At 66.9% G+C, this 24075-nt stretch carries 23 protein-coding genes and 1 pseudogene; 7 read left to right on the top strand and 17 right to left on the bottom strand.

Going from position 1 to position 24075, the window contains the following annotated elements; all coding sequences use genetic code 11:
* Window positions 1–167: 167 nt before the first annotated feature.
* The 3 genes from kynU to TV39_RS07340 are packed head-to-tail and all read right to left on the bottom strand — an operon-like array spanning window position 168 to window position 3276.
* Complete coding sequence (kynU, locus tag TV39_RS07350) at window positions 168–1412, bottom strand: kynureninase (protein WP_043480124.1); 1245 nt, start codon at window positions 1410–1412, stop codon at window positions 168–170.
* Window positions 1409–2263: a tryptophan 2,3-dioxygenase gene (kynA, locus tag TV39_RS07345; protein ID WP_043480115.1), complete on the bottom strand. Its 855-nt coding sequence runs from the start codon at window positions 2261–2263 to the stop codon at window positions 1409–1411. Before kynA ends, kynU begins: the two co-directional genes overlap by 4 nt.
* Before the next feature lie 29 nt (window positions 2264–2292).
* Window positions 2293–3276, bottom strand: coding sequence for a bifunctional riboflavin kinase/FAD synthetase (locus TV39_RS07340; protein ID WP_043480113.1), 984 nt, complete (start codon window positions 3274–3276; stop codon window positions 2293–2295).
* 232 nt (window positions 3277–3508) lie between these two features.
* Here TV39_RS07340 and TV39_RS22715 point away from each other — a divergent pair, with 232 nt between their 5' ends.
* Entirely contained in the window at window positions 3509–4330 is an 822-nt protein-coding gene (locus tag TV39_RS22715) for a DUF937 domain-containing protein (protein ID WP_043480111.1), read from the top strand.
* A gap of 18 nt (window positions 4331–4348) precedes the next feature.
* Here the strand turns inward: TV39_RS22715 and TV39_RS07330 are convergent, their stop codons facing one another.
* The 5 genes and pseudogenes from TV39_RS07330 to truB all read right to left on the bottom strand — a co-directional run bounded on the left by TV39_RS07330 (window position 4349) and on the right by truB (window position 8802).
* Window positions 4349–4942, bottom strand: coding sequence for an adenylate kinase (locus TV39_RS07330; RefSeq protein WP_043480109.1), 594 nt, complete (start codon window positions 4940–4942; stop codon window positions 4349–4351).
* Between the two features lie 261 nt (window positions 4943–5203).
* A pseudogene (locus TV39_RS22830) lies at window positions 5204–6999 on the bottom strand (DUF222 domain-containing protein).
* A 53-nt stretch (window positions 7000–7052) separates the two neighbouring features.
* Entirely contained in the window at window positions 7053–7508 is a 456-nt protein-coding gene (locus TV39_RS07320; RefSeq protein ID WP_144406347.1) for a hypothetical protein, read from the bottom strand.
* Window positions 7509–7526: 18 nt separating this feature from the next.
* Complete coding sequence (locus TV39_RS07315) at window positions 7527–7880, bottom strand: hypothetical protein (protein ID WP_043480105.1); 354 nt, start codon at window positions 7878–7880, stop codon at window positions 7527–7529.
* A 1-nt stretch (window position 7881) separates the two neighbouring features.
* Window positions 7882–8802 (bottom strand): tRNA pseudouridine(55) synthase TruB, encoded by a 921-nt coding sequence (truB, locus tag TV39_RS07310; protein WP_082049549.1) that lies wholly within the window; start codon window positions 8800–8802, stop codon window positions 7882–7884.
* Window positions 8803–8959: 157 nt separating this feature from the next.
* Here truB and TV39_RS07305 point away from each other — a divergent pair, with 157 nt between their 5' ends.
* Entirely contained in the window at window positions 8960–10135 is a 1176-nt protein-coding gene (locus tag TV39_RS07305) for a pyridoxal phosphate-dependent aminotransferase (protein WP_200890972.1), read from the top strand.
* Between the two features lie 151 nt (window positions 10136–10286).
* Entirely contained in the window at window positions 10287–10496 is a 210-nt protein-coding gene (locus TV39_RS07300; RefSeq protein WP_043480100.1) for a hypothetical protein, read from the top strand.
* 32 nt (window positions 10497–10528) lie between these two features.
* On the opposite strand, the gene TV39_RS07295 is transcribed toward TV39_RS07300, so the two are convergent.
* The 3 genes from TV39_RS07295 to TV39_RS07285 all read right to left on the bottom strand — a co-directional run bounded on the left by TV39_RS07295 (window position 10529) and on the right by TV39_RS07285 (window position 11977).
* A complete protein-coding gene (locus tag TV39_RS07295) occupies window positions 10529–10867 on the bottom strand; it encodes a CU044_2847 family protein (RefSeq protein ID WP_043480098.1) in 339 nt (112 codons plus the stop codon).
* Window positions 10868–10932: 65 nt separating this feature from the next.
* Window positions 10933–11406: a thioredoxin gene (gene trxA / locus TV39_RS07290; protein ID WP_043480095.1), complete on the bottom strand. Its 474-nt coding sequence runs from the start codon at window positions 11404–11406 to the stop codon at window positions 10933–10935.
* A gap of 85 nt (window positions 11407–11491) precedes the next feature.
* Window positions 11492–11977 carry a nucleoside deaminase gene (locus tag TV39_RS07285; protein WP_043480093.1) on the bottom strand — a complete coding sequence of 162 codons (486 nt, stop codon included), beginning with the start codon at window positions 11975–11977 and terminating at the stop codon, window positions 11492–11494.
* A 185-nt stretch (window positions 11978–12162) separates the two neighbouring features.
* On the opposite strand from TV39_RS07285, the gene TV39_RS07280 reads away from it, so the two are divergent.
* Window positions 12163–13275 carry a ScyD/ScyE family protein gene (locus TV39_RS07280; RefSeq protein ID WP_043480275.1) on the top strand — a complete coding sequence of 371 codons (1113 nt, stop codon included), beginning with the start codon at window positions 12163–12165 and terminating at the stop codon, window positions 13273–13275.
* Window positions 13276–13342: 67 nt separating this feature from the next.
* Here the strand turns inward: TV39_RS07280 and rbfA are convergent, their stop codons facing one another.
* From rbfA to rimP, 5 genes are all read right to left on the bottom strand, one after another.
* Entirely contained in the window at window positions 13343–13852 is a 510-nt protein-coding gene (rbfA, locus tag TV39_RS07275; protein ID WP_011691278.1) for a 30S ribosome-binding factor RbfA, read from the bottom strand.
* 243 nt (window positions 13853–14095) lie between these two features.
* Window positions 14096–17002 carry a translation initiation factor IF-2 gene (gene infB, locus TV39_RS07270; protein ID WP_043480091.1) on the bottom strand — a complete coding sequence of 969 codons (2907 nt, stop codon included), beginning with the start codon at window positions 17000–17002 and terminating at the stop codon, window positions 14096–14098.
* Window positions 17003–17154: 152 nt separating this feature from the next.
* Window positions 17155–17547: a YlxR family protein gene (locus tag TV39_RS07265; protein WP_043480089.1), complete on the bottom strand. Its 393-nt coding sequence runs from the start codon at window positions 17545–17547 to the stop codon at window positions 17155–17157.
* Between the two features lie 177 nt (window positions 17548–17724).
* Entirely contained in the window at window positions 17725–18705 is a 981-nt protein-coding gene (gene nusA / locus TV39_RS07260) for a transcription termination factor NusA (protein WP_043480087.1), read from the bottom strand.
* Window positions 18705–19322: a ribosome maturation factor RimP gene (rimP, locus tag TV39_RS07255; RefSeq protein WP_043480085.1), complete on the bottom strand. Its 618-nt coding sequence runs from the start codon at window positions 19320–19322 to the stop codon at window positions 18705–18707. Before rimP ends, nusA begins: the two co-directional genes overlap by 1 nt.
* A gap of 87 nt (window positions 19323–19409) precedes the next feature.
* Between rimP and TV39_RS07250 the strand changes: the two genes are divergently transcribed.
* From TV39_RS07250 to TV39_RS07240, 3 genes are all read left to right on the top strand, one after another.
* Window positions 19410–20690 (top strand): ferritin-like domain-containing protein, encoded by a 1281-nt coding sequence (locus tag TV39_RS07250; RefSeq protein ID WP_144406346.1) that lies wholly within the window; start codon window positions 19410–19412, stop codon window positions 20688–20690.
* Window positions 20691–20772: 82 nt separating this feature from the next.
* Window positions 20773–21504, top strand: coding sequence for a VIT1/CCC1 transporter family protein (locus TV39_RS07245; RefSeq protein WP_043480081.1), 732 nt, complete (start codon window positions 20773–20775; stop codon window positions 21502–21504).
* Between the two features lie 43 nt (window positions 21505–21547).
* Complete coding sequence (locus TV39_RS07240; RefSeq protein ID WP_043480079.1) at window positions 21548–22594, top strand: aminoglycoside phosphotransferase family protein; 1047 nt, start codon at window positions 21548–21550, stop codon at window positions 22592–22594.
* On the opposite strand, the gene TV39_RS07235 is transcribed toward TV39_RS07240, so the two are convergent.
* Window positions 22591–24015, bottom strand: coding sequence for a pyridoxal phosphate-dependent decarboxylase family protein (locus TV39_RS07235; protein ID WP_043480078.1), 1425 nt, complete (start codon window positions 24013–24015; stop codon window positions 22591–22593). The genes TV39_RS07240 and TV39_RS07235 overlap by 4 nt on opposite strands.
* Between the last annotated feature and the right edge of the window lie 60 nt (window positions 24016–24075).

Here is a 24075-nt window from a genome sequence, read left to right as displayed (position 1 = left end):
TCACTGCCGGGTGTGCCTGCGCCTGAGATCCCCGCTAATTCGGGAATTCCTGCACATAACAAGAGCCAGCCGCCACGGACTGCAGCCGGATCCAACGTTTAGTTTACCGGCCCGGCTACAATCTTGTCGAAACACGCCGTGCAACCTGGCTGCTGTGGGCCGGCCGGCTAGTGGCGTGCCAGCAGATCACGGACGGCGGCGACGCCGCGGTAGACCTCCATGAAAGAGGTGCTGAGCGGCGAGAGCCCGATCCGGATCCCGTGCGGGGCCCTGAAATCCGGGATGACATCCTGCGCCCAGAGCTGGGCCGTCATCTCCCGGAAGTCCGGATGGTCCACGGTGATGTGGCTCCCCCGGCGCTCCGGATCCCGCGGCGTTGCCAGCAGGACGCCCGCCGGGGCAAGCCAGGCATCATGGAGCTCGAGCGCGAATGCCGTGAGCTTCCGTGATTTTTCCCGGAGTGCGGACATGCCGGCTTCTTCGATCAGGTCCAGCGTGCCCTGCATGGCGATCATCCCGAAAATTGCCGGCGTTCCGCTGAGGAAGCCGCGGATCCCGGGAGCCGGTTCATAGCCGGCCGCCATTTCGAACGCGTCCTTGCGGCCCATCCAGCCCCAGATCGGCTGGCTCAGCCCCGGGAGGTGCCGGGAGTTGATGTAGGCGAAGGCCGGCGAGCCCGGCCCCCCGTTGAGGTATTTGTAGGTGCAGCCCGCGGCGAAGTCAACGCCGGCGGCATCCAGTGCGATTTCCACCGAGCCGGCGGAATGGCACAGGTCCCACACCACCAGCGCACCGGCGTCGTGCACTGCCTCAGTGATCGCCGGCAGGTCGGCGAGATAGCCGGAGCGGTAGGCGATCTGGCTGAGGACCACGACGGCGGTGGCCGGTCCAACCGCCTCGCGCACCTGCTCGACGGTCACCCCGGCGTTGGGATCGGCCTCGATCCAGCGCAGTGTCAGCCCTTCTTCCCGGGCGATGCCTTCGAGGAGGTAACGGTCCGTGGGGAAGTTGTCCGTGTCCAGCACGATTTCGGTCCTGGCGGGGTCCTTGACCGCGGCGAGTGCGGCGCGGATCAGTTTGTAGAGGACAACCGTGGTGGAGTCGGCGATGATCGTCTGCCCTGGCGCGGCACCGAGCACCGCCCTGCCCAGCTGGTCGCCGATGGTTTCCGGCAGCCGGAGCCATTCCTCATCCCAGCCGCGGATCAGCCGGCCTCCCCAGCTGTGGTGAATGAAGCTGTTGATGTCCGTGGCGGTCCGCTTGAGCGGACGGCCCAGGGAGTTCCCGTCGAGGTAGCACAGATCGGTGTCCGTTCCGATGAACTGGTCGCGGTAGCCCGCCAGCGGGTCTGCGGCGTCAAGTCCGACGGCGCGCTGCCGCAGGGCGTCTTGAGTCTCTTGAACCGTGGTCACTGGCCAATCTCCGTTCGGACGGCGAAAAGTTCGGGGAAGAACGTCAGTTCCAGGGCCTTCTGCAGGAACGCGGCGCCGCTGGATCCTCCGGTGCCGGCCTTCATGCCGATGGTCCGCTGCACCGTCCGCAGGTGCCGGAACCGCCACAGCTGGAAGTTGTCTTCCAGGTCCACCAGTTCCTCGCACGCCTCGTAGGCACCCCAGTTGTCGGACGCGTTTTCGTAGATGTGCTTGAACACCGGCACCAGTTCGGGGCAGAACTGGTGCGCCTTGGTGACGTCGCGTTCCAGCAGGGACGCCGGGATGTCGAAGCCCTGCCGGTCGAGGTAGGCGAGGAACTCGTCGTAAATGCTTGGCGCTTCGAGGACGGTGCTCAGTTGCTGGTACGCCTCAGGATCGGATTCGAACACCGGAAGCATCTTGCGGTTCTTGTTGCCGAGGACGAATTCCACCGCCCGGTACTGGCTGGACTGGAACCCGGACGAGTTGCCCAGGAAGCCGCGGAACTGGGAATACTCGGTGGGTGTCAGGGTGGCCAGCACCGACCACTGCTCGGTCAGGGTCTTCTGGATGTGTTTGACGCGCGCAATTGCTTTCAGGGCAGAGCCAAGATCGTCGCTGCGGAGCCAGGCCGCGGCGCTGCGCAGCTCGTGGAGGACCAGCTTCAGCCACAGCTCGGTGGTCTGGTGCTGGATGATGAAGAGCAGTTCGTCGTGGTGTTCAGGATCACTGACGGGTTGCTGCGCGCTGAGCAGCGTGGGTAGTTGCAGGTACGACGCGTAGCTCATCCGTGAACTGAAATCCCGGACGATGTCCTTTTCCAGTTTCCTCGTGTTCTTCTCAACGGACACAGCGGCGCCTTCCTTGCCAGTGGCTGGGGTCAGCGCCGGAACAGGATGTCGTGGGCCTGGACGACGTCCAGGCGCATCTGTTCAACGAGCGCCTCCGGCCCACGGTACGCCACCATGCCCCGCAGCCGGGCCACGAACTCCACAACTACTGTCTGGCCGTACAGATCGAAGTTTTCAACCGGTTCTTCCGGGCGGTCAATAACGTGCGCCTCAACCTGCCTGCTGACCCCGTCGAACGTGGGGTTGGAGCCCACGGAGATGGCCGCCGGCCATCTGGTGCCGGCCTGGTCCACGAGCCAGCCGGCGTAGATGCCGTCAGCCGGGATGTAGCCGCTGGCTTCGGAGGCCAGGTTGGCGGTGGGGAATCCGAGTGCGCGGCCGCGGGCGGCGCCGTGGACAACCTCACCGCGCATCCGGTGCGGTCTGCCCAGCACGGCAGCGGCCGTGCTGACGTCGCCGTCCCGCAAGGACTCCCGAACCCAGGTGGACGAACACCGGCGGTCAGTGCCGCCGTCGTCGTGGATGGGGAAGCCTTCGGAACCGAACTCGCTGATGACCTGCACGGCAAAGCCGAACTTCTCCCCCAGCTCCTGCATGGTGGACAGGTCGCCGGAGTTGCCGCGGCCAAAGCGTGCGTCATGGCCGATCACCACGTGGCCGGCTTTGAGGCTGCCGACGAGGATCCCGGCCACGAATTCTTCCGGCGTCAGACTGGCAAGCTCAAGGGAGTACTTCATCACCAGGACGGCATCCAGGCCCAGCTCCCCGAGGGCGACGAGCTTGTCCTCGAGGCCCATGATGAGCTCGGGGGCGGACTCAGGCCGGTGTACCTGCGCCGGGTGGGGATCGAACGTCACCGCTACAGCACGCGCACCATTGAGTCGCGCTGTGCGGATGAGCTGGGAAAGCACCTGCTGGTGCCCGCGGTGTACGCCGTCGAAATTGCCAAACGTGACAACGGTAGGGCCGAAGTCCGCGGGGACCTCGGACGGATCGTTCCAGATGTGGACCATCAACCTCGCCTTTTACTGCCTGCCATTGACTCGTCCGGAGAGCCGCCGGCCCCCGGAACTCTCTAAGATTACCCGCAATTGCCCGCCGCAACCGACGCCGCGGCCGGCCCCGACCCCCGCCCTTCCGCGGGTCTGTGTCCCCGACTAGGATGCAAGGGCAGCACCCGGCGGCGCAGCTGCGCGCCGAAGCCAACGATGCCCGCGGCCCCGCGCCGGGCTGAAGGAGAGCGCCATGACAGACATCCGCGAGATCTTGGACCAGGTACCCGTTGACCAGATTGCCGGTCTTCTGGGCACGGACAGGGAGACCGCCCGGGCCGCCGTCGAAGCTGCGGTGCCCACCCTCCTCGCCGGCATGCAGAGCAACGTGCAGGCGCCCGAGGGAGCAGCGTCCCTTGAATCAGCGCTGGCCCAACACCAGAACGGGCTCGTGGACGGCGGCGTGGACGCCGCACAGGTGGATACAGCCGACGGCGAGAAGATTGTCAGCCATGTTTTCGGCGGGCAACAGGACCAGGTGGCAAACCAGCTCGCGGGCACTGCCAACCTGGGCGGCGTGGGCGGCGACCTCGTCCGGAAGCTTCTCCCAATTCTGGCGCCCATCGTGATGTCCTACCTCGCCAACAAAATTCTCGGCGGACGGAATGCACAGGCGGGAGGCGGAGCAGCGGGCGACGCGGCCGGCGGCCCCGGCGGCATCGACCTCGGCAGCATCCTGGGTGGCATTCTTGGCGGCGCTTCACAAGGCGGTGCGGGCGCCCAGGGAGGTCTGGGAGACATCCTCGGCGGCATTTTGGGAGGGGGCCCGCAGGGGGGCCAGCAGTCCCGCGATGCGGTCGTCCCGGAGCCCAGGACCGAAAGGGCGCCGCAACCCCCCACCGGACCACTCGGTCAGCCGATTCCGCAGGGCGGTGCGCCCGTACCAGGCGAGGTGGTCGACGTCGATCTTCCCGGCGACGGTGCCGGTAACGGCTCCCAGGACCGCCCAGACGAGAAAAAGAACGACGGCGGCGGCCTCGGCGGGCTGTTGGGCGGACTCTTCGGCAAAAAGTAGCTGTCCTGACTCGAACTTCTAGCGGTGCGGGCGGCCGGAACCTTCGGCAGCATCCCCGGGACCTGAAGCGGCTGTTGCGACCCCCGCCAGCCAGTCGTCGAGGTCCCGGGGCCTGCGAAACGCCATCACCGGCGGCATGTCCGGGCTGGCCTGCCATTCCTTGAAAACACGTTTCTTCCTGGCAAATGAGTTGAAGTGCCAGTAGAAGATCGAGTCCCTCGCACATAGCCTCGCGAGCGTTTCGACGTTTCCATTGCAGACGGGCTGCCTGGTAATCACTCGTCGCAGCGATCGGCGCACGAGCCTGGCCAGGGACAGCCACCGGGGATAATCCAACGCGACAACCAGTTCCGCCCGGGGTACAACGATGTCGCGCCAGACACCATAGGCGCTGTCCAGCACCCAGCGCTCGCGTGCCGCAACTTCGCCCGCGAGCTGCCGTTGCTGCTCGACGCTGCGCTGTTGCCAGCCGGGAAGCCAGCCAATGTCGTCGTCTGCTGAAAACTCGGGCAGCCCCGACGCTGCCGCGTACGCGCGGGCCGCCGAGGACTTGCCGCTGCCCGTGACACCGTAAAAGAGGACACGGGACGGGTTTACCGGGATGGGTTTCATGATCTGCTCCCCTGCCTATTCGCCGGTCCGGCCTCCCCGAACTCTGGCGCACCGCGATTTGAAACGATAGCACTCAGCCGAATCAGCCCGTTCGGAGTGAATTCCAGCGGGCGTGGCGCACTGCGGGTTCGGACTTCAAGCCGGACCCGCTCAGGATGTTCGCTCTCTTCCGCCAGCCGTGAGGCTGCCGGACCGGCTGCCGGAATTCAGTCTGATGGGACCATGTTTCACGAGGGCACGCCGGTTAGACCTGCTGCAGCGTCACTCGAGTCTGAAGTAGCGGTTTCGTTGGGGTTGTTGGCGTGGGTCGATGTGGGGTGGCGGGATGAACCAGGGGATCCCGGTTTTGACCTGGATCTGCCACTGTTCCTTGTGAATCAGGTGGTGGTGATGGGAGCAGAGCAGGGTGCCGTTCTCGGTGCTGGTGGTGCCGCCGTGTGACCAGTAGGTGATGTGGTGGGCTTCGCACCAGGGTGCGGGGATGGTGCAGTTCGGGAAGGCGCAGCCCTGGTCCCGTGCGGTGATGGCCTTGCGGATGTGGGGCGGGAAGATCCGTGTGGTCCGGCCGATATCGAGGACGCGTCCCTCGCTGCCGAGCAGGACGGGGATGATGTCCGCGTCGCACGCGATCTTCCGGACGGTGGCGGCGGTGACGGGGCAGGTGAAGGTGAACGAGCCCGTGCCCGGGATGCCGGGGGTGCGTAAGGTGCCGGTGCCGGGGGCGCCGCCTGGTCCATCACTGGCGCGGTCGCTGGCGTGTTCGAGTCGTTCGAGGAGGTCGCGGTAGTCGATGGTGACCATGACCTGGGGCCGCAGACCGCCCGCAGCGGGGAGGTTTCCGGTGGCGAGGGCGACTTTGGCGGCGCCGACCAGGCCGTCCAGGAGTTGCTGGGGCCGGGTGCGCAGGTCCAGACGTTGATCCGTCGGGCAGTTCTCTTGACCTTCCGTGCCTCCGTCGCCGGCCACTGTAGCGCGAGTGCGGGGATTGGTGGCGATGTTCATCACGGTCAGGAGGGGCTCGTACTGGTCCTGGGTGGCGAAGATTTCCAGGTGGTACAAACCCCGCCGGGGCTTCCGGATGAAGGCGCCCTGCCGGTGCCGGAGTTCTTCCTCGGAGGGTTCTGTGCCGTCCTGGTCGATCGCGTCAACCAGTTGCCGGGCAATCCTGGCGACGAAATCGGTGTCGTTCTCCGCCGCTGTGCGGGTCAGGGTGTGTTCCACCCTGGCCATGGTCTCTTCGGGGGCGTGGTGCCGGACCCGGTCCAGGGCGAGGGTGATGAGGGTCGCGGTGCGGGAGCCCACCGACCCGGACGCACCGCGGCGGCCAGCACGGGACGGGCCGGAGGTTGGGGGTGGCCGGTGATCCCGGTGCGGGGCAACACCGCCTCGGCCAGCGCGAGGCGGCGGCGTGCTTCCGCGGCGCTGATCCGCAGCCGGGCGCGGAGGAACTCGGTGGTGTTCCGGCACCCGTCATCCGCCGGATCCGGTTCCCCGGCGTTGAGCACCCCGGGGCTCGTCCCGGGACCCGCGGCGGCCTCTATGCCTCGACCGGTGCCGCCCGGGCCGCCATCGGCCCGATCACTCTCGCCCATGCCGCTATCCGCTTGATGGGGAGCGCCGGTAGCCCAGCCGATAGGACCGTGGACAGCACTTTCGTTGCCCCACCCGGTCGTCCAGCCCGCCCCAGAGCCCGAGCCAGCCCGCGCAGCAGCAGAGGCCTCCCGCCGCGTCCGGTCCACGGTCCCGGCAGCAACCACCTGCAGATATTCAGCGGCCCGGGAGATGTCCTCAACCTTGGCGGCGAAGTCAGCAGCCTCCCGGAAGCGCATCACCGCCGCGTCCGCCACCGCCGTCGAACAAGCACGCTTCAACCCCTCAAGGCACCCGGCCAGATCACCGGAACCCCCGCCGTCGGACGCTAAGGACTCGGGGCGTTGGCTTACTTCGGGGACGCTCCGCAGGCCGCGGCTGCGCACGGCCGCAGAAGCGGCAGCAGCGGCGGGCAACTTGGCCCACCGCAACGCCCCTCCTGCTGCAAGTTCCCCCATGACTTCCATGGGATAACTCTGCCGTAGGGGTCCGACAATTTAGGCCCGCCGAGTCAGAACGACTATGCCCTTGGTGCGGGGCGCCGCCTGTACAGCCAGACGAGTCCGAGGATGGGAAGCAGAAGCGGGATGAAAGCATAGCCGCGGCCGAAGAGGGACCAGACGGTCTCATGCGGGAAGCTGACGGAGTCGACGATACTCAGGGCCCCGACCACCACCACGCCTACGAGTTCCACCAGGACGGCAGCCACGGACACCTTGAACCAGGTCCTGCCGGGCTTCGCCAGGGAGATCGTGGCTACGACGTAAACCAAAGCCGCGAACGCTGAGAGCAGGTACGCAAGCGGCGCTTCGGAGAACTTGGTGAGAATCTGGTAGCCGGCCCGGGCAGTGGCGGAGATCGCGAAAACTGCGTATACCGCGATCAGCAGCCGTCCGGGCCCGGTATTCCGGGTGTCCGTGGAACGGGCGTTTGCGGTCGCATTGTCGGTCTTGTTGACGGGGGTTTGCGGAGTCACGTCGTGTGCTTCTTCCACTCAGTACCAGATCTGGTTCATGCGTGCGGCCATCACCAGGGCGGTGACGCCCACGGCAGCCAGGACAAAGTTGCTCCACCGGGTGCGCTCCAGGATGGACCAGTAAACGGCGCCAACCGGCAGGATCAGGGCAGTGATCAGGTAGCCCCAGAACTCCCACGGTTCCCCGGCTATCTGTTCTCCCGAGGAAACGCGGACGATCGAGCCCACCAGGTAAACCAGGAGCGCCAGTTCGACGGCGGCCACTGACAGGATAGTGGCGTCGTTCGGGGCTTTCTTCATGATCCCGGCCACGGCGCAGATGATCGTGGAAAGCAGCCCGACGGCCAGAATGATGTAGAAGTACGCGTCCACGCTATGTGGCCGGCTGTTCGTTGCTCGGGGCAAAGACCAGCACGGGTTTCGCGTAGCCGCCGGCATCCGCCAGCAGGGCCACCAGCGAGCCGTCAGGCGCAAAGGCCGCGGCAGGATTGTCTGCGGTGGCAGCTTCCGGTGTTCCGGCGCCCGCGCCTGCGGCTATGCGCCGGCCGAAGGAGATTTCAGTGGCTTCATCCTCGCTGAGCTCACGGTTCGGCATGAGCGCCCGCGCCGCCTGGGACATCTCCAGCACTTCCAGTTCCTCGGCCAGCTGCTCCAGCGTCCGGGCCTGGTCAAGGGTGTAGGGCCCAACCTGGGTCCTTCTAAGCGCCGTGAGATGGCCCCCGGTCCCCAGGGCCTCACCAAGGTCGCGCGCCAGGGCACGGATATACGTGCCGGAGGAGCATTCCACGGTGACATCCACGTCCAGGACTGCCCCGTCACGCTCAGGGCGGACCGCGTGGACATCGAAACGGTGGATGGTGACCGGCCGCGCGGCAAGCTTCACGTCTTCGCCGGACCGGACGCGGGCATAAGCCCGTTCGCCATTGACCTTGATGGCGCTAACGCTGCTGGGGACCTGCTGGATGTCGCCGGTGAGTGCTGCGACGCCGGCCCTGATGGCTTCCTCGGTGACTGCAGCGGCAGACTGGCTGCTGACCACCTCGCCCTCGGCGTCGTCCGTCACGGTCGATTCACCGAGGCGGATGGTGGCGGTGTACGTCTTGGATGTTCCGACGATGTACGTCAGCAGGCGGGTGGCCTTGTTAATGCCGAGCACGAGGACACCGGTGGCCATGGGATCCAGCGTGCCGGCATGCCCCACTTTCCGGGTGCCGGCCAGCCGCCGCATCCGTCCAACCACATCGTGGCTGGTCCATCCCTGCGGCTTGTCCACTATTACCAGTCCAGAAAGCACGCCTCCCAGTATATCCGCGCCTGCGGCTCTACTTTTTCGTCCGACGGCGGGCAGCGCCACCGCGGCCAGTCCGACGGCGGGCGGCGCCACCGCGGCCAGTCCGACGCCGCACGGTGCCACCGCGGGGGTCCGACGGCGGGCGGTTAGGATGGCAGACATGCCCGAGCTTGCCGCACACATCCACGACTTTCCCGTCAACCAGATCCGTGAGATCACCGAAGCCGCGTGGGGCACCCCCGGTGCCATTGTGTTGAGCATCGGCGAACCAGGCTTTGAGCTCCCCCGCCATGTCCTCGAAGCCGGCATGGCATGCCTGGACCGCGACGAAACCAACTACACGCCGAATGCCGGGATCCCCGCCCTTCGCGAAGCCTTCGCAGCCAGGTTCCGCGAGCACAATGGCGTTGACGTCGGTGCCGAGCGGGTCTATGTTGTGGACGGCGCCCAGCAGGGCCTGCATTTCGCCATGAGCCTCCTGCTCTCCCCCGGCGACGAAATCCTGATTCCCAACCCGGGCTACCCCACGTTTGGGATGACCAGCCAGCTGCTGCACGCAGTTCCCGTAAGGTACCCGCTGTACCCGGAGCATGATTTCCAGCCAAGGATCGAGGACATTGAGGCCCTCATCACGCCGCGGACCAGGGTGCTGATCCTGAATTCACCATCCAATCCGCTGGGTGCGGTACTGGGCGGCGACGTAACCCGCGGCCTCGTGGACCTGGCGCGGCGCCATGACCTCTGGATCATCTCCGACGAGTGCTACGAGGCCTTCACGTACGACGTGCCGCATGTCAGCCCGGCCCGGTTCGACAGCGATATCCCCGGGGAAGCCAGGGTCTTCACTTCGCTGACCCTGTCCAAGACGTACGGACTGACGGGGCTCCGGATCGGGGCATTGATCTGCCCGCCCGGACTGGAGCGGAAGATGAACAACGTGATGGAGTCGATCGTTTCCTGCGTCGCTTCGCCGTCCCAGTACGCTGCGATCGCCGCGCTGACAGGACCGCAGGATTACGTCAGCCACGCGCACGCCCATTACCGGGCCAACCGGGACGCGGCGTCGGCCGTGCTGGCGTCCAAAGGCATTCCGTTCCTGTCGGCGCAGGGGGCGTTCTACCTCTGGGCGGATGTTTCCCACGTCAGCGGCGGCGATGTGCGGTCCTGGGTCCGTACGTTCCTGGCGGACGCCGGGGTTTCCTTCGCGCCAGGCACGGCTTTCGGGTCCATCGGCGAAGGCTGGATCCGGATTGCGCTCTGCGGCGCCCAGTCTGAACTCGTGGAGGGCCTGGGCCGCCTGCCCTCCCGGGCCTGCCGCCTGCCCTCCCGGGCCTGACGCCGCACATCGCCGGCTGGACGCCGCAACTCCCGCGGCCGAAGCCCACCTGGACTCAATGGCACAACGTTCAAGTGGGGCACAGAGTCCCTAGTGCAGAAGCCTGCCGGGCCCTAACCTGTCCACAGGGGCGGCACCGGAAAGGAACATCATGTGGTGGCAGGACCTGCTGTGGGGCTTCTGGAACGGCATTACGGCGTGGATCGTGCTCATCGCGCACGTGTTCGGCGCTTGGGCTGAGTTCCCCTTCTACAACAATGCACGGGCCGGTAACTGGTACGACTTCGGTTTCCTGCTGGGCATGGGATCACCGCTTCTCGGCGGCCTGGGCGTGCGCGGCGGCCGGCGGGCCCGAAGCTAGCGCCGGTCCCGACGCTAGCAAAGGCGGTGCCGCTAGGGCACGATCTCTTCCTCCGGTGGCGGCTGCTCGGGCGACCATGACATCTTGACGATGAAGTGGGCCTCAGTAACGTTCCGGGCGATGATGGCCCCTGCCGCGCCGGCCAATTTCACGCCGAACTGAAGTTCCAGGTGTTCCGGCGCAAGATCCCCCAGGACTTCCGCTGCTGCCTTGGCGGCCGGACGCACGGCAGCGAGTGCATCTTCGAGCCTGCGCCCGGTGTCCTGGATTCCCCGGTCGTCACGCGAGGGGTGTTCCACGCCGAAGCTGCTCTCCTCTGCTTCCACCAGGACCACGCCGGATCCGACTTCGTAGCGCAGTATTTCTGTCATCTCTTCCTCCGAATGCCGAACGGTGCCTGTGTGCCGGACACTCCTCCGGACGCAGCCTGGGTTGGTTAGCTCATGGTGGAGGAAAGCGCATGTTCCAGCCACGTCCGCAGCGTCGCCGCCGGGGCGGCCCCCGCCTGCCGGGCAATCACCATTCCGCCGACGATCACCATCAGCGTGGGGATCGCCTGAACCGCAAACCTCGCTGATAGCCCTGGAGCATGGTCCACGTCCACCTTGACCAGTTTGATCCGTCCCGCTTTTTCGGTCGCCAGCTGGTCCAGGACCGGGCTGACCATGCGGCAGGGTCCGCACCATTCCGCCCAGAAGTCGATCAGGGCAGGCACGGTTGATTCTTCTGCGATGCGTTTGAAGTCCGAGTCTCCGGCGTCGACGATCCATGGCAGGTCGTGGCTGCAGTTTCCGCAGCGGGGACGGCCGGGAGCAGCTGCTGGAATCCTGTTTGTCTTCCCGCAGCCGGGGCACCTGATGAGTCTTGGCCCCACTGCCCCGCGCTGCTTTCCAGTCGCACCTGAAGTCATGGGTTAATCGGACGCCTGCGGGCCGGAGCCGGATAGAGTCGAAGGTCCCGCCGGCCCCGGCCGGCCCGGCTTTCCGGAGCGAAGGTCAGTATTCGGTGCGGTCCGGGTTGTCGCGCCATGCTTCGAACGGGACGTTCGACGTCGTGACATCGGTTTGGCTGACCGGCATCAGTTCCGGCCGGGTGCCATCAAAATATTCGTAGAACAGGGCGTCGTCGAACCCGGCGGCCGCAGCGCCGTGCCTGTCCGCGGCAAAGTACACGCGGTCGATCCGCGCCCACAAGGCGGCGGCCAGGCACAACGGACACGGCTCACAGCTTGCATAGAGCACGGAACCGCTGAGATCGAAATTGGCTGATCCCGCCGCCGCCGTCCGAATGGCCACAACCTCTGCATGCGCGGTGGGGTCGTTGTCCCGCGTTACCCTGTTGACGCCAAAGTGGCGGGTCCCGTCCGCGGTGACCACCAGCGCCCCGAAGGGGCCACCGCCGTCGGCCACATTCTGAACGGCAAGGTTGATGGCCTGACCCAGGAACTCCTGGATATCAGCGGCTGAGGGTGCGGCGTCCATGCTCCGATCATAGCCAGTACGCCCGGCTTTCCCGGGAACCGGGACGCCCCGGTTTGCCGCTGCCATCGACGTGGCCGGAGGCGAAGAAATAGAATATGCGCAGTGGGGGCCGCGGTGTCTTCCGCCAGCCGAATCCGTGGTCTCAATGAATCCTGGTAATCGTCATTGTCCATTTGGAGACCACCATGAGAAAGCACGTTTCGCTTGCCGCGGCTGCTGTCACCGCCGCGGTCTTCCTGTCATCCGGCCCTGCGGTCGCCGCCCCGCCACCGAAGACCGAGCCTGTCACCGTTGCCGGCGGGCTCGTGGGTCCCCTGCACGTCAGTACGGGCCGGGACGGCTCGGTGATTGTGAGCGAGGAATTCGCCAGCCGCCTGACCCGGGTGGCTTCGGACGGCACCAAGACAGTCCTGTATTCCGATGCGGAATGGGACGTCGCCGGCAGCGCCCAGCGCCGGGCCACCATCTACTTCGTCGAGAGCCAGGGGGCCGGCCCCATGGATCCCCGCCAGCTGGCGGGTCATGTCAGGACCATCGCTGCCGACGGAACGCAGAAGACTTTTGGCGACTTGGCAGCGTTGGAGAGCGAAGAAAATGCTGACGCCGGCGTGACGTACGGCTTCGAGGACCTGCCGGAGGGGTGCGCGGCGCAGCTACCGCCTGACGTGCCGGCCACGTACACCGGGACTGTTGACTCCCACCCGTACGGCATCGCCCTCTCCGGTGACACCGTCTATGTGGCCGATGCCGGAGCCAACAGCATCGTAACTGTCGACGCCGACTCCGGAGACACTGAAACACTGGCTGTCCTGCCGCCGCGCCCCTTCGTCATCACTGCCGACGTGGCCTCGACGCTGCATCTCCCCGGCTGCGTTGTGGGCCTCACCTATAACTTTGAACCCGTTCCTACGGACGTCGCCGTCGGACCGGACGGCTGGCTGTACGTGTCTGTGCTCCCGGGCGGACCGGAGAACCCCGCGCTGGGTGCCCGCGGCGCCGTATACCGGGTCAACCCGGACAACGGCCGGGTCAGGCTTTTCGCTGATGAGGTCATGTCCCCCACCGGACTGGCGCTGGACGACGACGGTGACGTTTACGTCGCGTCCCTGTTCGGTGAGGGCGTGCTCAGGATAGACGGCAAGGACAGTCAGCGGACGGTCCTTGCCGGCAAGCTGACAGCGGACGTTGCCCTGAGGGGTTCAACGCTGTACGCCACAACCGATGCCCTCCCGGCAGAAAACCAGGCCCCGGACGGCAAACTGGTGTCCGTGGACCTTAAGGGGCACTCCCGCCGCTGAGGCAGCGCCTTAAACACCAGTGTGGCCGGACCCTTGGCGGGTCCGGCCACACTGGGAGTACGTCGTTTTACTTGTTGCCGTCTTCGTCAAGTTCTTCGTCGTCGATGAGGTCTTCATCCTCTTCGTCGAAGTCGTCCTCGTCGATTTCCACGTCCTCGGGAATGTCGCTCTTGTACGGATCGGCGTCGCCGGCGTGCTTGGCGCCGGCAGCCAGGGCGGCCACCTCAGCGTCGCGCTTCTTGGCGGCGCGGAGCAGTTCTTCGAGGTTGGAGGCGTTGACCGGAATCTGGTCGGCCACAAACTCGAGGGTGGGAGTCAGCCGGACGGTGATGTTGCGGCCGACTTCCTGCCGGAGAACGCCCTTGGCCTTCTCCAGGCCCTTGGCAGCATCGGCCTGGACCACCTGGTCCCCGAACACGGTGTAGTAGATCGTGGCGTGCTGCAGATCATTGGTCACCCGGGCATCGGTAACAGTGATGCCTTCAAGCCGCGGATCCTTGACCTTCCGGCCCAAAGCCTCTGCAACAACAACTTTAATCCGCTGCGCCAACTTGGCAGCGCGTGCCGGATCAGCCATTTCCACTCCTAAATATTGGATGTACGACGGCGCCGGAACGGCAATCGCACAAGTTTGGGTTTTGATGCCACGCACCTAAGGCGACTCTACGACGGACGCCGTTGGGATTTTTTCCGGCGGCCTGGGAGTGGCATCGGGCCTGCCGGAGCTGGGCGGCACAGGATCGCAGATCCAGTGCCGCCCAGCGTAGGGGCGGGGCCGCCGGAAAAATCCCAGCGGCCCCACCAGCGAAAACAGCGAAACTTAGACGCGCGGCTTCTCGCGCATCTCGAAGGTCTCGATGATGTCGCCCTCGTTGATGTCGTTGTACGAGCCAAGACCGATACCACACTCGAAGTCCGTGCGGACCTCGGTGGCGTCGTCCTTGAAGCGCTTGAGCGTCTCAACGGTGAGGTTGTCGCCGATGATCTTGCCGTCGCGGCTGATGCGGGCCTTCGTGTTGCGTCGGATAACACCCGAGCGAACGATGGAACCGGCGATGTTGCCGAACTTGGAGGAACGGAACACTTCGCGGACCTCGGCGGTGCCAAGCTGGACTTCTTCGTACTCCGGCTTGAGCATGCCCTTGAGGGCCATCTCAATGTCATCGATTGCTGCGTAGATGACGGAGTAGAAGCGCATGTCCACGCCTTCGCGGTCTGCCAGTTCGGCAACACGTTCGGCGGGCTTGACGTTGAAGCCGATGATAACGGCGCTGTCGACCGTTGCCAGGTTGACGTCGTTCTGCGTGATCGCACCGACACCGCGGTGGATAACGCGGAGCTGGACACCTTCGCCGACGTCGATCTTGAGCAGCGCGTCTTCGAGGGCTTCGACGGCACCGGACACGTCACCCTTGAGGATGAGGTTGAGGGTGTCGATCTTGCCTTCGGCGACGGCCTGGTCGAAGTCTTCCAGGCTGATGCGCTTGCGGCGCTTGGCCAGGGCGGCGTTGCGGTCTGCTGCTTCACGCTTCTCGGCGATCTGGCGGGCGGTGCGCTCGTCAGCGGTCACGAAGAAGGTGTCGCCGGCGCGCGGGACGTTGGACAGACCCAGCACCTGCACGGGGCGGGACGGGCCGGCCTCGGTCAGGACGCTGCCGTCGTCGTCGAACATCGCACGGACGCGGCCATGGGCCGTGCCTGCCACGATGGTGTCGCCGACATGCAAGGTACCGGACTGGACCAGGACGGTGGCAACCGCACCGCGGCCCTTGTCCAGGTTGGCTTCGATCGCAATACCGCGGGCGTCCTTGTTCGGGTTGGCGCGCATGTCCAGGGCGGCGTCTGCGGTGAGCAGGACGGCCTCGAGCAGCTCGTCGATGTTGAGGTTCTGGCGGGCAGAGACCTCCACGAACATGGTGTCGCCACCGTATTCTTCCGGAACCAGTCCGTACTCGGTCAGCTGGCCGCGGACCTTGTCCGGGTTGGCGCCTTCCTTGTCGATCTTGTTCACAGCCACGACGATCGGCACGTTGGCCGCCTGTGCGTGGTTGAGGGCCTCAACGGTCTGCGGCATCACGCCGTCGTCCGCTGCGACCACCAGGATGGCGATGTCGGTGACCTTCGCACCACGGGCACGCATGGCGGTGAACGCCTCGTGGCCCGGAGTATCGATGAAGGTGATCTTGCGGTCGACGCCTTCGTGCGCGGTGGTGATCTGGTAAGCACCGATGTGCTGCGTGATGCCGCCGTGTTCGCCCGCGACAACGTCGGAGTTACGGATGGCATCCAGCAGGCGGGTCTTACCGTGGTCAACGTGACCCATAACGGTGACAACAGGAGGACGTGCCTCGAGTTCCTCGTCGCCTTCAGCTTCCAGCTCTGCGTCGAAGTCGATGTCGAAACCGGAGAGCAGCTCGCGCTCCTCGTCCTCCGGGGACACAACCTGGAGCTTGTAGCCAAGCTCCTCGCCGAGCAGGGCGAAGGTCTCTTCATCCAGCGACTGCGTGGCCGTGGCCATTTCGCCGAGGTGGAAGAGCACGGTCACCAGTGCAGCGGGGTTCGCCTCGATCTTGTCGGCAAAGTCCGTGATGGACGAGCCGCGACGGAGCCGCACAACGGTGTTGCCGTCGCCGCGGGGCACGCTTACGCCACCCAGCGACGGAGCACTCATCTGCTCGAGTTCCTGACGCTTGGCACGCTTCGACTTGCGCTGCTTGCCGCGGCCTGCGCCGCCCTTGCCGAAGGCACCCTGGGTACCACCGCGACCGCGGCCACCCTTGCCGAAGCCACCGCCGGCCGGAGCACCGCCACCGGCGCCGGGAGCGCCACCGGTACCCGGTGCGCCACCGGGGCGTCCGGGACCGCGGCCTCCGCCGCCGGGACGGCCTGCACCAGCGGGTGCGGGACGTTCGGTGCGGTTGGGCATCATGCCCGGAGTGGGACGGTTTCCGCCGCCTGCACCCGGGCGTGCGCCGGGAGCGCCGGCCGGACGCGGAGCGCCGGGACGTGCACCCTGGGTGCCGCCGGGACGCGGAGCGCCCGGACGGGGACCGCCGGCGCCGGCCGCGGGACGCGGACCGCCGGGGCGTTCGCCTTCGGTGCGGCTTCCGCCCGGACGGGGCATGCCCTGTGAAGGCGCGAACGGGTTATTGCCCGGACGCGGGGGACGTTCGTTGTCGCCGCCGCGGCCCCGGGGCATGCCCTGGGACGTGGCGAAGGGGTTGTTGCCGGGGCGGGGGCCGCCCGGGCGGGGTGCCGAACCCTGTCCGCCGGAGCGGGACGGGGCAGCCGGAGCTTCAGCCTTCGGTGCCGGGCGTGCGCCGGGCTTTGCACCGGTGGACGGTGCGGCCGGAGCCGGGGCCGACGGCGCAGCTGCCGCAGCGGGGGCCGCGGGAGCAGGTGCTGCTGCCGGAGCGGGCGCCGACGGAGCGGGTGCCGCAGCGGGAGCTTCAGCCTTGGGTTCCGGAGCCTTGGGGGCTGCCGGGCCCGGCGCGGGAGCCGGACGGGAAGCTGAAGGGCTGGCGGGCGCCTTGGGCGCTGCTGCGGGAGCTTCGGACTTCGAAGCGCCGGCGGCGGGGTAGGCGTTGCGGAGTTTCCTCACAACGGGGGCCTCAATGGTGGAAGAGGCAGAGCGAACGAATTCGCCCAGTTCCTGCAGTTTGGTTACTGCATCTTTGGAAGTAATACCGAGCTCTTTAGCGAGCTCATGTACGCGGACCTTGGCCACATTTCTCCTGTCTCGGTCCGCACCGAGCCAGGCACGAACCGTCTACTTCTTACTGCGGACCTTCGCCGCGATAGCAGCTGAAAGGCCCATTGCAGAGCGCAACAAAGTTGTCATCGTTGCGCACTCATCGCTGGGAACTCATCGGGTTTCCATCAGTTTTCTGACCCGCTTTCAGGTTGGACGGTTGTTGCTGCGGCCACCGGAGTGTCCACGGCTTGCGTGCCTGCCGTTATCCGGCGTTCGACGGCGGCAGTTCCGGTGGTACCCGGAAGGGCACGTCCGAACGCACGCCGCTTGATTGCCAGCGCCAGGCACGTTTCGCTGGGGTGCAGCCATGCACCCCGGCCAGCCATCCGGCGTCGTTCGTCCACCACGACAACGGTGGAACCGTTGCCTTCGGCGACGAGCCGGAGTAACTCAGACCGCGGGCCCTTCTTCCGGCATCCGATGCAGGTGCGTTGCGGCTGATCCTCAAGGTGTTGCACTAGCGCCACGGTGAGTATCTTCCTGCCCCTACAAATCTGCTGCCCCGAACCCGCCTGCATGTTCCGGGTCCGTAACGAACGCAGATTCTGCGGGCACGCTCAAGGCGCACGAATGCCGGCCATGAGGCGCGGTCAATGTCTATTCTAGCCCCTCAGGTGCCCCGGCCCCGAAACGACGGGTGGAAACCGGGCCGGACCAGCCAGGGGGCTGCCCGAGGGGCCGTCCGCCAAGGCGGTTTAGTTTTCGCGCGGAACTGCGGCGTCCGAGACGATGTCGATCCGCCAGCCCGTGAGCTTGGCGGCCAGGCGGGCGTTCTGGCCCTCCTTGCCGATGGCAAGCGACAGCTGGTAGTCCGGCACAACAACACGTGCGGAGCGGGTTGCCTCATCCGTGATGGTGACGGAATTCACCCTCGACGGCGACAAGGCGCTGGCGATGAACGTGGCCGGGTCCTCACTGAAATCGACGATGTCGATCTTTTCGTCGTTGAGCTCGGTCATGACGGCCCGGACGCGTGAACCCATCTCACCGATGCAGGCACCCTTGGCGTTGATGCCGGGGATGTTGGCCTTGACGGCGATCTTGGTGCGGTGTCCGGCTTCGCGGGCCAGCGCCACGATCTCCACCGAGCGGTCGGCGATCTCCGGAACTTCCAGTTCGAAGAGCTTCCGGACCAGGCCGGGGTGGGAGCGGGACAGCGTGATGGACGGGCCCTTGGTGCCGCGGTGCACGTCGATCACGAAGGCGCGGAGCCGGTTGCCGTGGATGTATTTCTCGCCGGGTACCTGCTCGGGCGGGGGCAGCAGCGCCTCCACCGTTCCAAGGTTCACCTGGATCATGTGCGGGTTGTTGCCCTGCTGGATGGTGCCGGCCACCAGTTCGCCCTCGCGGCCCTTGAACTGGCCCAGGACGTTGTCGTCCTCAGCGTCGCGCAGGCGCTGGAGGATGATCTGCCGTGCGGTGCTGGCAGCGATGCGGCCGAACCCGGCCGGGGTGTCCTCGAACTCGCCGATGGGGGCGCCGTCGTCGTCGATTTCAGTGGCCCAGATGGTTACGTGGCCGCTCTTGCGGTCCAGCTCTGCGCGGGCCTTTTCGAAGGCTCCCGGAGACTTGTGGTAGGCCACCAGCAGTGCCTGCTCGATGGTCGGGATCAGGAGGTCCAGCGGGATTTCACGCTCACGCTCCAGAAGTCTCAGTGCGCTCATGTCAATATCCATCAGGCCTCCTCAGAAGGTCCATTGTTTTCATCTTCCAGACCGACCTCATCGAGGTGGCTGAACTCTATCTCGACTTTTCCGTTGCGGATCCTGTCGAAAGGAATCTTTTCGGGCGCGCCCTGCTTGGGCTTCATCCCCTTTTTGGCCGCGATCTCCGGAATCAGGGTCACGCCGTCGTCGTCAACGGACTGGATCCTGCCGGTGAGGTTCTCGCCCTGGATGACATTCACCTTGACCATCCGGCCGCGGGCGCGGTGCCAGTGGCGCGGTTCAGTCAGGGGCCGTCCGACGCCGGGCGATGACACCTCGAGGTCGTACGGGCGGCTGTCATAGCTGGGATCGCCGTCCAGGATGCCGGAGAGCTCCTTGGAGATCTCCGCAATGACGTCAAGGCTTACTCCGCCGGTCTCTTCCTGCGGCAGGTCCACCACCACGTGGACCACCCGGTTTGCCCCGGCGACGTGAATGGACACGTCCTCCAAGTACAGCCGGTGTGCTTGGACCGTGGGTTCCAGCAGCGTCCGGACGCGCTCGGCCTCCGGATTATGCACGGACTCGGCCTCAGCCTTGCCCGTCCCGGTCCGGTCTGATGAAGTCGTGGCTTCTACATTACTCACGATGCCGGCCGCCTCCCGCTAGATGATGTTGTGTGTACTAGCGTAGCGATTTTATGGGCGCCATGGTGCACTCGCCTGCTGCCGGACATGACAACATGGTCTGTTGTGAAAGACGACACCAAGGAAAAACGACGGCCGGGCCGCTATTTCCGGTTCGGCATCCTGGCGTCACTGGCAGTGCTGGTCATCAGCCTCGGGCTGGCGCTGATACCCGGGCCGCCGCCCGAGGCGCCGGAACCCCCGTTTTCCGAGCGTGCGCGGACCTCAGCCCTTGCCGAAACGATGCAGCTGCGCATGGCCGGCAGCCGGCTTGCCGATTCCGTTTCCGGTGCCGAGCGCCAGGCGCTCCTGCGCACTGTGACTTTGCTGACAACCCAGGCGAGGGCCTTGGCCGCGCCCGGCCAGGAACCGTCGCCCGCGGCCACAGGTGCCAGCTCCGCGCCCGCCTCCGCCACCGCGTCCGGCACGGCAGCTGGTTCCGTCTCCGCGCCCGTGACAGGGGAACCCTCGGGGCCGGACTCCCCCGCCGGGCTTGTGGCCTCCTTGTCCGCCAGCGGCAGCCAGCGTCTCAGGGACGCGGAAGCGTCCGACGGCGGGATGGCGCGTCTGCTTGCCGCCGTCGGTACCGCGCAGGTTCTTCAGGCGTCCTCGCTGGCGACCGGCGTGGGGGCAGCCGCCCCGGAACTCCCCACGCTGTCCGTACCGTCATCGCCACCTGCAGCGGCGGCCGCTGCATCGCAGCCGGCCGCATCTCCGTCGGATGCCTCTCCAGTCCCTGCGTCTAGGGCCGCTGCTTCTCCGGGCGCATCTCCGGCCGCCGGCGAAAGTTCATGCCCGCCGGCTCCGGCCGCGTCCGGTCCGGCCGCGGGGGCGGCGACGCCGGCAACCGCCCTGGCCACGACGGTCAAGACCGAGGCTGAGACGGTCTACGGCTACCAGGTGGCCCTGGCCCGCCTCGAAGGCGCTGCCGCCGGCCTGGCGTCACAGCTGCTCGCCCGGCATGAATCGGTCCTCGCCGAAGCGGAGGACCTCAGCAGGGCCCGGTGCGCGGACATTCCGCCGCGCGAGGCCGGCTACACGCTCAGCCCGATGTTCCTTGAATCGCCGGCGGCCGGCCTGGGCAGCCTCGAAGCAGGAACCCTTCCGGTGTACGGGGACCTGGTGGCGTTGAGCGACGGCAGCACCCGGCAATGGGCCATTTCCGGCTTGCTGGCCGCCGCCAACCGCGCAGCGCAATGGGGCGCTGACGCCGGACCCCTGCCGGGCATCGTGCTGGACACCGCACAGCTTCCCGACCTGGCGCAGGACAGCGGCGCCCCGGCCTCCACCGCGCCGGGGGCTTCGCAGGCGCCGCCGGACGCCGGGTAACCCGCGCCCGGCGAAAGCGTGCCTAACCTTCCTTAGTCCCGTATTACTGGCATGGCACGCACACCAGTGGTTTGCTATACGCATGGACAGCGCCCGAGTAGCAACGCAGCATGAGAACGAACCGCACCACAACGACATCGCCCACCGGCTGAACTGGCTACGCGCCGGCGTGCTCGGCGCCAACGACGGCATCGTTTCCGTAGCGGCGATCGTGGTGGGCGTCGCCGGCGTCACCACCGATTCCGGCCCCATCCTGGTCGCCGGCGCGGCGGGCGTGGTGGGCGGCGCGATTTCCATGGCGCTGGGTGAGTACGTGTCCGTCAGCAGCCAGAAGGACAGCCAGCAGGCACTTATCGAAAAGGAAAGGCGCGAGCTGGCGGAGCAGCCCGAAGAGGAGCTCGAGGAGCTCGCCGCCATTTACCAGGGCAAGGGTCTCAGCCCTGCGACCGCCCGCACCGTCGCCAAGGAACTCACGGCCCACGACGCCCTGGGCGCCCACCTGTCCGCCGAACTGCACATTGACGAAACCGATATCGTCAGCCCGTGGCATGCCGCTTTCGCGTCGGCAATTGCCTTCCTGGTCGGAGCGATCCTGCCCATGCTGGCAATCCTGCTGCCGCCGGAAAACATCCGGGTTCCCCTGACCTTCGCGGCGGTGCTCGTGGCACTTGCGGCAACAGGTGCCCTGGGAGCCTGGATCGGCGGAGGGTCGAAAATGAAGGCCGCCGTCCGCGTGGTGGTGGGCGGTGCCCTGGCCCTGATCGCCACCTTCGCCATCGGCAACCTGCTCGGCGCCAGCGGCGTCGTCGCCTGATTCCCCGAATACGGCAAGCGGTCCGGCGGTTAGGCTGGATCCGATGAAACCGCCCGCAGATGTCCCGATCCCGCCCGACCTCAGCCGCCGCTACAGCCGGACCAGCGGCGGACGTGCCTGGCTGGGTTCACTCCAGGGACTGATCTGCGGACGCCTGGAACGGTGGGACCTTGAGGTGGACCTGAGGCCTGGCGAGCTGCCATGGAACGGCCATGGCGGCGTGGTGGTACCGGTAACCCGGCAGGGTGTCCCCGCAGTCCTGAAGGTGGCCTACCCGCACGACGAGGCCCGGGTGGAGCGATTCGCCCTCCGGCTCTGGGATGGACACGGCGCCGTGCGGCTCCTTGAGTCCGACGCCGGAACCTGTTCCATGCTCTTGGAGAGGCTGGATGCCGGCTGCTCCCTCCAGGAGGTGCCGATGGAAAGGGCCGTGGAGGTGTGGGGCGGCCTGACCCGGCAGTTGGGCCTCACGCCGGACCAGCGCCCGGAGTGGCATGAATTCGACCATGTGGCCGCCCGGGCCGAACAGTGGAGCGATGATCTTCCAGCCGACTGGGAACAGCTCGGCAGACCCTTTCCGCGCTGGCTCCTGGAGGCTGCCCTGGAGGTGTGCCAGACCCGCGGAGCAGTGGGCCGCCGTGCCGGCACCGACGTCCTGGTCAACACGGACTTCCACTACCTCAACATCCTGGCCCGGCCGCAAGGCGGTTTTGCGGCAATAGACCCGCAGCCCATGATCGGCGAGGCCGAATTCTCCGTTGCCCCGATCCTGTGGAACCGCATCCGGGACCTCCCCCGGAGCGATCCCCGCCGGGGCCTGCTGGACAGGTGCCGTGAGTTCAGTGCCGCAGCGGGGCTCAATGCCGAGGTGGCCCGGCAATGGAGCCTTGCGCGTGAGGTGGAAAACGCCCTGTCGTACGCCGCGCGCCCGCACCACGACGGCGACCTCGCGCGTTCCCTCTGGGTGGCGAGCACGCTCGCCGGACGCACCCTTGACGGGCTCCCAGCGGCACACGATCTTCCCGAACCGGGACAAGCAGCCCCCGGGGAATCAGCACCCGGGGAAGCAGCCCCGCGGGCGTCGTCCTAGCCGCGGACCGCGGCCAGGGCTTTCCGCACGGCACCGACGGCCGCTTCGACGTCGGCGTCGTCCGTTGTCCAGTTGCTCACGGAAATGCGCAGGACATCCCGCCCCTGCCAGCGGGAACCGGACATCCATACGTGGCCGTCCTCGATGATCCGGGCCGTCACGGCCCGCGTGGTGGCGTCGTCGCCGAACGCCAGTGAGACCTGCGTGTAGGCGACGTCGTTGAGCACTTCGACGCCGTCCAGCGCCGACAGTTGCTGTGCCAGCTGCGAAGCGCGGCTGACCAGGTTGCGCACCTGCGCGGCAACACCGTTCCGCCCGAGGGACTTCAGCGCCGCCCAGACGGGGACGCCGCGTGCCCTGCGGGAGAGCTCCGGGACGGTCTGGAAGGGGTCCGCCGCCGCACCGGCATCGCGGATCATGTAGCTGGGATTGACGCTCATCGCGGCCTCCAGCGCCTCCGAGTCCCGCACGGCCACGATGCCGCAGTCATAGGGCACGTTGAGTGTTTTGTGCGCATCGGTGGCCCACGAGTCAGCCAGGTGCAGCCCGGCGGTGAGGGCGGCGAGTTCCGGCACCGCGGCCGCCCAGAGCCCGAAAGCACCATCTACATGCACCCAGGCGCCATGTGCCTTCGCAACGGTGATCGCCTCAAGAAACGGATCGAAGGCGCCGGAGTGCACGTTCCCGGCCTGCAGGCACACAATCGGCGGCGCAGGAGGTAGTCCCCCCGCACAGCCCGACGCATTGACCAAGGCCCGGTCCAGGGCGCAGTCCAGCTCCGCCGGATCAATGCGGCCCTGCAGGTCCGAGGGCACCACGAGGGGGCTTCCCAGGCCCAGGTACCTCAAGGCGAGATCGATCGAGTCATGGCGTTCCTGCCCCACCAGGCAGCTGACAGCCGGAGCGCCGGCAAGGCCGCCGGTGTTGACGTCCCAGCCGGCTTTCTCCAGGACGCGCCAGCGTGCGGCCGACAGACCGGCGAAGTTGGCCATGGTCGCCCCGGTGACGAAACCGACGTCGGCCGCTTCCGGGAAGCCCAGCAGCTCCAGGAACCATTGACCGGCTGCCGCCTCGATGGCCGCGGTGGCGGGCGTGGCGGCCCGGAGGAAGGAATTCTGGTCCCAGGCGCTCACCAGCCAGTCGGCCGCCATGGCGGCAGGCAGGGTGCCGCCGATGACCCAGCCGAAGAAGCGGCCGGAGGGCATGGCCATGAGGCCGGGTTCCGCCTTGACTGCAAGATAATCGATCACGTCACCCGCCGGAATGCCGTCCTCGGGCATCGGGCCGCCAAAGGCGGATGCCAGCTCCCCTGCTGTGGCGCGGGGCCCCACGTGGCGCGTGGGCTGGCTTTCCAGCCATTCACGGGCATGCCTGGCTGCTGCGTCCAAGGCGTCCCGGAAGGGTTCGTCCCCTGTTGACATAGGTGAATGGTACGCCCGCTCCCTTCCCGCCGGGAGGGTCTTTCGCATCCCCTTCGGTGC

Source organism: Arthrobacter sp. SPG23 (assembly GCF_000876655.1).
GTDB lineage: Bacteria > Actinomycetota > Actinomycetes > Actinomycetales > Micrococcaceae > Arthrobacter.
This window is presented reverse-complemented; position numbering and strand designations above follow the sequence as displayed.